The organism is Mesorhizobium sp. M1006 (assembly GCF_040318825.1).
Taxonomy (GTDB): Bacteria; Pseudomonadota; Alphaproteobacteria; order Rhizobiales; family Rhizobiaceae; genus Mesorhizobium.
In genome coordinates this window covers 293,983-302,090 of the sequence record NZ_JAMYMZ010000003.1, presented here as the reverse complement: position 1 = coordinate 302,090, position 8,108 = coordinate 293,983, and the positions used below count along the sequence as shown (strand labels likewise).

Annotated in this window: 8 protein-coding genes; all 8 read right to left on the bottom strand. The window is 62.9% G+C overall.

Annotated elements, in window-relative coordinates; all coding sequences use genetic code 11:
- Positions 1-92: 92 nt before the first annotated feature.
- Entirely contained in the window at positions 93-1,424 is a 1,332-nt protein-coding gene (locus NKH60_RS04675; RefSeq protein ID WP_352613954.1) for an ABC transporter substrate-binding protein, read from the bottom strand.
- 49 nt (positions 1,425-1,473) lie between these two features.
- Positions 1,474-2,511, bottom strand: a complete 1,038-nt coding sequence (locus tag NKH60_RS04670; RefSeq protein ID WP_023722896.1) for a branched-chain amino acid ABC transporter permease — start codon at positions 2,509-2,511, stop codon at positions 1,474-1,476.
- 3 nt (positions 2,512-2,514) lie between these two features.
- A complete protein-coding gene (locus tag NKH60_RS04665) occupies positions 2,515-3,411 on the bottom strand; it encodes a branched-chain amino acid ABC transporter permease (protein WP_352453924.1) in 897 nt (298 codons plus the stop codon).
- Complete coding sequence (locus NKH60_RS04660; RefSeq protein ID WP_352470167.1) at positions 3,411-4,313, bottom strand: ABC transporter ATP-binding protein; 903 nt, start codon at positions 4,311-4,313, stop codon at positions 3,411-3,413. The genes NKH60_RS04665 and NKH60_RS04660 overlap by 1 nt, the downstream gene beginning before the upstream one ends.
- A gap of 55 nt (positions 4,314-4,368) precedes the next feature.
- Positions 4,369-5,469, bottom strand: coding sequence for a dimethylsulfone monooxygenase SfnG (gene sfnG, locus NKH60_RS04655; RefSeq protein WP_352516268.1), 1,101 nt, complete (start codon positions 5,467-5,469; stop codon positions 4,369-4,371).
- A gap of 27 nt (positions 5,470-5,496) precedes the next feature.
- Positions 5,497-6,066 carry an FMN reductase gene (msuE, locus tag NKH60_RS04650; protein WP_352613953.1) on the bottom strand — a complete coding sequence of 190 codons (570 nt, stop codon included), beginning with the start codon at positions 6,064-6,066 and terminating at the stop codon, positions 5,497-5,499.
- 199 nt (positions 6,067-6,265) lie between these two features.
- Positions 6,266-6,955, bottom strand: coding sequence for an ABC transporter permease (locus tag NKH60_RS04645; RefSeq protein ID WP_352871337.1), 690 nt, complete (start codon positions 6,953-6,955; stop codon positions 6,266-6,268).
- A 25-nt stretch (positions 6,956-6,980) separates the two neighbouring features.
- Positions 6,981-8,108 carry an ABC transporter permease gene (locus NKH60_RS04640; protein WP_352871335.1) on the bottom strand — a complete coding sequence of 376 codons (1,128 nt, stop codon included), beginning with the start codon at positions 8,106-8,108 and terminating at the stop codon, positions 6,981-6,983.

Genomic DNA, 8,108 nt, shown 5'->3' with positions numbered 1-8,108 from the left:
AAACTAATCTATTAACCGGATTCCACATCTCTCACTCCCAAAAAGCCAGTAAATCGCGGCCGGCCCTTGGGCCGGCCGCGAGTTGTTGGACTTCAGTTGCTGACCACTGCTTCGGCGTCTTCGGCCGTGCGGATCTTGATGCCCTTTTCCCTGGCATAGGCCTCGGACGACTTCTCGATGATCGGACGCAGCAGCTTCCAGTCGGGCGCAATCCAGTCGGAGACGACGTTCCACTTCTTGCCGTCCCACTGCTGGAAGGTCACGTAGCCGTCACCTTCGTGATTGTCCCAGGAGACGTTGATCGAGTGGAACAGGTCCTTGGCGCCCAGCGCCTCGACGCGTGCCGGATCGAGCTTGAGATGCTCGAAGCCCCAGCGGACTTCGTCGCCGGTGAGCGTGCGGTTGCCGAACTTGGCCTGCGCGATGCGGACCGCCTCGACATTGAGGATGCCGTTGACGATGCCGAGATTGTGGTAGACCGAGCCGATACGGCTCTTTTCCTCGAGATTGCCTTTGCCGGCGCCGTAGACCGTTTTGACGATCTCCTGGACCACCGGATACTGCTCGCCTGACGCCTGGGTGGTGATGGCCGTATAGCCCTTGGCGGCATCGCCGGCGGGGATCACATCCTCTTCCGAATTCGACCAGACATTGCCGACGATGTGATCGGCCGGGAAGCCGGTCTTCTGCGCGGTCTTGAGCGCAACCGGGTTCATCACGCCCCAGCCGCGCAGCACCACATAGTCCGGATGCTCGCGACGGATCGTCAGCCACTGCGCCTGCTGCTCGTTGCCTGGATGCGGAACCTCGATCTGCGACAGCTCGAAGCCGTATTTCTGCGACAGCAGCTCATAGATCGGAATCGTCTCCTTGCCATAGGGCGAGCCGTGATAGAGCACGACGATCTTCTTGCCCTTGAGCTTGTCGAGGCCACCTTCCTTGGAGGCGATATAGTTCACGATGCCCGAGGTCTCGCTGTAGGGATTGAGCAGCAGCGGGAAGACGTAAGGGAACACGCGTCCGTCCGTGGTGTCGGTGCGGCCGTGGTTGATGGTAATCAGCGGCACCTTGTCATCGGTGATGCGGTCGATCATGGCATAGGCGATGCCGACCGAAAGCGGGTTCCAGGCGGCGATGCCGGGATTGCTCTTCAATCGTTCATACACCTCGACGCCCTTCTCGACCTCATACTGCGTCTCGCCCTCGCTCCAGGTCAGTTTGACGCCGTTGACGCCGCCGTCGCGGATGTTGATCAGGTTGAGATAGTCGATGAAGCCGCCGAAGAAGCCGGTGCCGCCGGCGGCATAAGGGCCGACGCGGTAGCTCTGCAGGGGAAAATACTGCTCGTCGGCGTGGACCGCCGTCGCGCCGAGGACGAAAGCCGTGGCGATCGCCGCTTTCTTGAGGTGACTGAAGAAGGTCATGGATTGCGTCTCCTGAGGTTGTGGTCCGTGAGAGGATGTCGAGCGGCGCTCAGCTGGACCTTGAGCCGATCCGTCGTTTCAGGCGGTCGAAGAGGGCCGACAGCCCGTTCGGTTCCGCGATGAGGAAGATGATGATGAGCGCGCCGAGCACGATGCGCTGGCTCATGTCGAGAACACCCGAATCGAACAGTCCGCCAAACAGGAAGGCGCCAAGCCGCGACAGGATGAGCGGAAAGATGACGATGAACGCCGCTCCCAGAAAGGCGCCGCGTATCGAGGCCAGCCCGCCGATGATGATGATGAACAGGATCTGGAACGAGCGGTCGAGATTGAAGCCGGCCGGCTCGACGGTGCGCAGATAGGTGAAGGCCCACAGCACCCCGGCGACGCCGATGATGAAGGACGAGATGGCGAACGCGAGCAGCTTGGTCTTCAGCACAGGGACGCCGATCACCCGCGCGGCGGTTTCGTTGTCGCGCACGGCGATGAAATTGCGGCCGGTCGCGCTGTTGACCAGGCGCCAGACGAGCGCCGTGAGCACGATGACCGTGGTCACCGAGAGCAGGTAGCGGCCCGTCGCCCTGTCGAGCGAGAAGCCCGCAACGGCAAGGTGCGGCGCCGAGATCACCCCGGAAGGGTTGTCGTTGGAGAACCACCCGAACTTGGTCAGCGCCCACTGCACGAAGAACTGAGCGGCGAGCGTTGAGACGGCGAGATAGAAGCCGCGCAGGCGCAGGCTCGGCAATCCGAACACGACGCCGATGCCGGCGGCTGAAATCCCGGCCAGGATCATGGTCGCAGCCAGCGGCAGTCCTTCGACCCGAAGGTTGAAATTGTAGGCGGCGAAAGCGCCGACCGCCATGAAGGCGGAGGAGCCCAGCGAAAGCTGGCCGCAATAGCCGGTCAAAAGGTTGAGGCCGACCGCCGCCAGGCTGAGCGCAAGGAACGGCAGCAGGATCGCCTCGACGAGATAGCTCGACGCATAGGCGGGGATCAGGCCGTAGGCCACGGCAATCAGGGCGACGGGCAGAGCTAACCTCTGCCAGTCGATGGGAAGCCTTGCGGCATCGAGCGCTTGCACGGCCATCGGTCAGACCCTTTCGACAGTCTTCTGGCCAAACAGGCCGGAGGGGCGCACCAGCAGGACGACCAGCGCCAGCGCATAGGCGAACCAGCCTTCGATGCCGCCACCGACAAAGGGTCCGAGGTAGACCTCGGCGAGCTTCTCGCTGGCGCCGATGATGAGACCGCCGACGATGGCGCCGAGGATAGAATCGAAGCCGCCAAGCACCAGCACCGGCAGCGCCTTCAGCACGATCAGCGACAGCGAGAACTGGACGCCGAGGCGCGCGCCCCACAAGAGCCCCGCGACCAGTGCCACGAACCCCGCGGCCGTCCACACCGTTCCCCAGATCCGGGGCAGCCGCAGCCCGACGGCGAGCGCCGCGAACTGGTCGTCTGCGACGGCGCGAAACGCTAGGCCGACGCGGGTCCAATAGAAGAATGCGCTCAAGCCGGCGACCATCGCCGCGGCAATGCCTGCAGCAAGAAGATCGAACGACGATATCAGGATACCGCCGACCTCGAACGGCGTGTCGTCGATGCCGAGATCGAGCCCGTGCACCTGCGTGCCCCACACCAACTGGGCAGCGCCTTCAATGATGTAAGACAGGCCAAGCGTGGCCATGAACAGCGTCATCGGCGAGCGATTGACCAGCGGCCTCAGCACAGTTCGCTCGATGGTGAAGCCCAGCGCAACCATGACCGCGAGGGTAATGAGCATTGAAAGCGCAAACGGGATGCCGCGTTCGACAAGGCTGACAAAGGTGAGTGCGGCGAACAGCACCATCGACCCTTGCGCGAAGTTCAGCACGCCCGACGTCTTGTAGATCAGCACGAAACCGATGGCGACGAGCGAATACATGACGCCTGAGAGCAAGCCACCGACCAGCACCTCGATGACGAAGAGGAAATCATAGTAGCTCATCAGATGCCCTCGCCATCTTCGCCTTCGGCGGTGCCGATATAGGCCCGGATCACCGCCGGATTGGCCCTGACCTCGGCCGGTGTCCCGTCGGCGATCTTGCGGCCGTAGTCGAGCACGGCGACGCGGTCGGAGAGCCCCATGACCACGCCGATGTCGTGTTCGATGAGGATGATGGTGACGTCGTGCCGGTCGCGCGCTGCGCGCACGAAACCGGCCATCTCGGCCTTCTCGGTCGCCGTCATGCCGGCCATCGGCTCGTCGAGCAGCAGGATCTTCGGCTCGGCGACAAGCGCGCGCGCCAGTTCGACCCGCTTCTGCAGGCCGTAGGGCAGCGTTGCGACCAGGCGATCGGCGACGGCCTCGAGATGCAGGAAGGCGATTGTCTGGTCGACCTTTTCAGCGATCGCGGCATCTTCGCGCCGGGCGCGCGGTAGACCGGCGATATGTTCGACGAAGCTGGCGCGCCGGGTGTGGACGCGGCCCGACGCGATATTGTCGCGCACTGAAAGCCCACCGAACAGTGCCAGGTTCTGGAAGGTGCGCGCGACGCCGAGCCGTGCCAGACGGCTTGCCGACACCCGGGAGAAGGACTGGCCATCGATCGCGATCTTGCCCTGATCGGCGTGATAGAGGCCGCTGATGATGTTGATCAGCGAGGATTTGCCGGCGCCATTGGGACCGATCACCGCGCGGATCTCGCGGCTTTTGACCTCGAGGTCGACATCCCGCAATGCCATGACGCCACCAAAAGAAATGCTGATCCCGCCCAGCGCCAGGATCGCATCAGCCTTTGGCGACAGGCGCGCCGGGCGCGTGTCCTCGACGGGACCAGCACCAGCAAGAATCCCGGAGATTTCGGGCGCGCGCTCGTATGCGGCGGCTCCCAGCGAAGCACCAATCATGAAACGTCCCTGATTTTGAAGGCGTGCGGGCGGCGGCCTGAAGGCCGCGCCTGTCCTATTCCGCGGCGACGAGCTCCCTGTCGCGCGCCGCTTCCAGTTCGCGCACCAGAGGGATGACGCGCTTGCCGAAGAACTCCACCTCTTCCTGGAAATGCAGGAAACCGAGCAGGATCAGATCCGCGCCGGCATCCTTCAGCTTGAGGATGCGTTCGGCAATCTGTTCCGGCGTGCCGATGAGATTGCTGCGGAAGCCGTCATTGTATTGGACAAGATCCTCGAAAGAGGATTTCGCCCAGTTACCCTCGCCTTCCGGCGAGGCCTTGCCGGCGTTCTTGACCTCATCGGCGAAACCCTGCACCGCCTCCGGATTGGCCTTGGCGATGATCTCGTCGAGCACGGTGCGCGCTTCTGCCTCGGTTTCGCGAGCGATGGCAAAGGCGTTGACGCCGATCTTGACCTTGTGGCCATTGGCCTTCGCCTTGGTCTTGATGTCGTCAACCTGCTTCTTGATCTCTTCCGGCGTGTTGCCGTTGGTGAAATACCAGTCGGAAACCCGCGCAGCCATGTCGCGCGCCGCGCGCGATGAGCCGCCCTGGAAGATCTCCGGCTGCGGATCGATCGGCTTCGGCTTCATCGAGTAGTTGGTAAAGCGATAGAAGTCGCCCTTCAGAGTGAAATTGTCCTCGGTCCAGATGCCGCGCAGCGCACGGATGAATTCCTCCGAACGGCGATAGCGCTCGTCATGGTCGAGCCACAGCTCGCCGATGGCGGCGAACTCACCGCGGAACCACCCGCTGACGACATTGACGGCGACACGGCCATTGGTCAGGTGGTTGATGGTGGCTATCTGCTTGGCCGCCAGCGCTGGATTCCATGGGCCGGGCAGGATCGCCGCGATGACTTTCAGCGTTGTGGTCGCCGCAAGCAAGGCATGGCTGAACGATACGGATTCGTGCTGGTTGTCGGCGCCATAGCCGGCCGTGAAGCGTATTTGGCTCAGCGCGTAGTCGAAGCCGTTGGCCTCGGCGATCTGGGCGAGCTTGCGGTTATAGTCGATGTCCCAGCCGGTCCGCTGCTCGATGTTGGAGATGACCAGGCCGCCCGAGACGTTCGGGACCCAGTAGGCGAATTTCACGTCGTCGGAATTCGAGGTCATTTCGTTCGTTTCCCCTTTTGATTGGCTTCAACCGACGCGCGTGGCGACGGCAGTGTTTGCATCACTGGAATTAAGCAACGAGACCGCTTCGGTAGCGGCCCGTGAGATGCGCTCGATAATCGCCGCGCCGACGATCTTGGCATCGACGAAATCGTCAGGCGCGCCGTAGACGCCGGTAGGGACGGTGACGGCCCCGAAAAAACCGAACAATGGCCGGAGCTGATGTTCGAGAACCAGGCCATGGTATGGACTTCCGCCGGTCGCCGCGAGAAGCACGGTCTTGCCAGCCAGCGCACGGTAGTCGACGAGGTCGAACAGGTGCTTGAGAGCGCCGGTGTAGGACGCCCTGTAGAGCGGCGTCCCGACCACGAGCAGGTCGGCCTTCTCGACACGCTGGATGATCGCTTCGCCAGACGCGCCGAGCGCACGACGAGACAACCCGGCGAAAATCGAAGGCGCCGCCTCGGTGATTTCGATCAGCCCGGTGTCTGCCGGGACGCGCAAGGCGACTGCCTTGACCAGCGCGTTGACCACCGCGGTAGTGCGCGATGGTGTGCTTACGCCGCCGGATATTCCGAGAACCGATAGCCTTGCCAACTCGTCAATCTCCCGGACCCTGCATGCGCATCGGGTCATTTCCAAACCGGGGCAGACGATATTCGACAAAATCTATAGAGATAAGGAACTACGTTCCGATTTTTCGGCCTCGCGGAGAAAAATGCCGTTCTGCTAATGGACGTAGCAATGTCCGTATAGCGAGTAGACCGAAGCTCAGGCCATCAATACGGCTTCGCATTCATTCATCACCATTTTCAAACGCGCCTAAGCCTTGGGCAATTAGGTTCGTTGCCATGACCAGTGAAACGATCGCGCCGGAATTGAAAACGACGACCCACCATTTACCGCCGGACAGGAAGCCGTAGCCGTCGGCGACGGCTAGCCCCCAATCGGCCGACGGCGGCTGGATGCCGAGGCCCAGAAAACTCAGCGTCGCGATCGAAAAGAACGCGTAGCCCAGCCGAGTGACGAACTCGATGAGGATCGTCTCCCTGATGTTGGGCAATATCTCCAGGAACATGATAGCGAGCGCGCCTTCGCCGCCAAGCCGGGCGGCGCTGACATAGTCGCGCTGCTTCTGCTCGCGCACGGCGGCGCGGACGGTGCGCGCCACCAGCGGCGCATAGGCGATGCCGATCACCAGGACGACGGTCAGGTTCGACGGCCCGATCGCCACCAGCGTCATGGTGACGAGAACGATGAATGGAAACGCCATCAGTGTATCGAGCAGCCGCGCGCCGATGGCATCGGTGAGGCCATCGAAATAGCCGAGCACCAGGCCGATGATGCTGCCGGCGGCAACGCCGACCAGCGTCGCCAGCGGCGCAACCAGCAGGATATCGCGCGATCCGACGACAATGCGGGACAGCAGGTCGCGGCCGAGCTGATCGGTCCCGAACCAATGCGAGGCATCGGGCGGCGTCAGCATCGCCAGAAAATCCTCGGCATAGGGATCATACGGAACGAAAAGATTGCCTGCTACCGCGCATACGACCCAGAACAGTAGCAGCAGCGTTCCGATCACGACCGATGGGGGCAGTCCGGAGAAGGCACTGCCGATCCTGGGCACCGCCGGAAAACCGGCCACGGCGCGCCGTGATGCGGGAAACTCCGTCAGATCCGTCATGGCGAGGTCCGACGGCGTTGCCGCGGATCGAGCAAGGCCAGCACGAAGTCGCCCGCCGCCGCCGAAAGAACAAGATTGCCGCCATCACCAGCACCCCCGCTTCAAGCATCGGGAAATCTCGCGCCTTGGCCGCGTTCAGAACCAGATTGCCAAGTCCCTGGATGCCGAACAGCGCTTCGATCACAACCAGCCCGCCAAGCATGTATCCGGTCTGCGTCGCCAGCACCGCGATGGTCGGGGTCAGCGCATTGCGCAGCACGTGCCGAAGGATGATCTCGCGCCGCTCAAGCCCTTTCAGGACGGCGGTGCGTGTGTAGTCGGCGGCCATCGCCTCGATCACGCCGGCCCGCGTCATCCGGGCGATGTAGCCGGCAAGATTGAGCACCAGCGGCAGCGCCGGCAGGATCAGATAATAGCCTTGCGTCCAGAAGCCCGCGCCATCCGGCGCAACGCCTGAGATCGGGAACCAGTTCAGCCACAGGCCGAAAACGATGAGCAGCATCAGGCCGGACACAAAATCCGGCACGATGCCGAAGGAGACGCCCGCCATCACGATCAGCCGGTCGATGAGGCGGCCGGCGTTGAGACCGGCGATGACACCGCCGCCAACCCCGAGCGGAATGAGAAAGACCAAAATAATGCCGGCAAGGGATGCGGAGCGCTTCAGGCTCTCCAGCACGAACGGGGCCACCGGCGCGCGCATCGAAAGCGAGGTGCCGAAATCGCCTGACACCGCCTTGCTGAACCAGAGCCAATACTGGACGAGAACTGGCTGGTCGGCGCCCAGCCGCTTGTTCAGCTCCGCCACCGCCTGCGCGTCGGCAAACGGCCCGAGCATCACGCGGCCGACATCGCCGGGCAAAACCTGCCCGGCGAAGAAAACCAGGACACTGACAAGCCACAGCGTGAGGACAAGAGTGCCCACACGCGCTGACAGAATGCGGCCGGTCAGCAT

Bases quoted from the DNA above. Each gene is read 5' to 3' on its own strand.
- NKH60_RS04675 (WP_352613954.1), bottom strand. From the start codon at position 1,424: ATGACCTTCTTCAGTCACCTCAAGAAAGCGGCGATCGCCACGGCTTTC.
- NKH60_RS04670 (WP_023722896.1), bottom strand. From the start codon at position 2,511: ATGGCCGTGCAAGCGCTCGATGCCGCAAGGCTTCCCATCGACTGGCAG.
- NKH60_RS04665 (WP_352453924.1), bottom strand. From the start codon at position 3,411: ATGAGCTACTATGATTTCCTCTTCGTCATCGAGGTGCTGGTCGGTGGC.
- NKH60_RS04660 (WP_352470167.1), bottom strand. From the start codon at position 4,313: ATGATTGGTGCTTCGCTGGGAGCCGCCGCATACGAGCGCGCGCCCGAA.
- sfnG (WP_352516268.1), bottom strand. From the start codon at position 5,469: ATGACCTCGAATTCCGACGACGTGAAATTCGCCTACTGGGTCCCGAAC.
- NKH60_RS04645 (WP_352871337.1), bottom strand. From the start codon at position 6,955: ATGCTGACGCCGCCCGATGCCTCGCATTGGTTCGGGACCGATCAGCTC.
- NKH60_RS04640 (WP_352871335.1), bottom strand. From the start codon at position 8,108: ATGCTGACCGGCCGCATTCTGTCAGCGCGTGTGGGCACTCTTGTCCTC.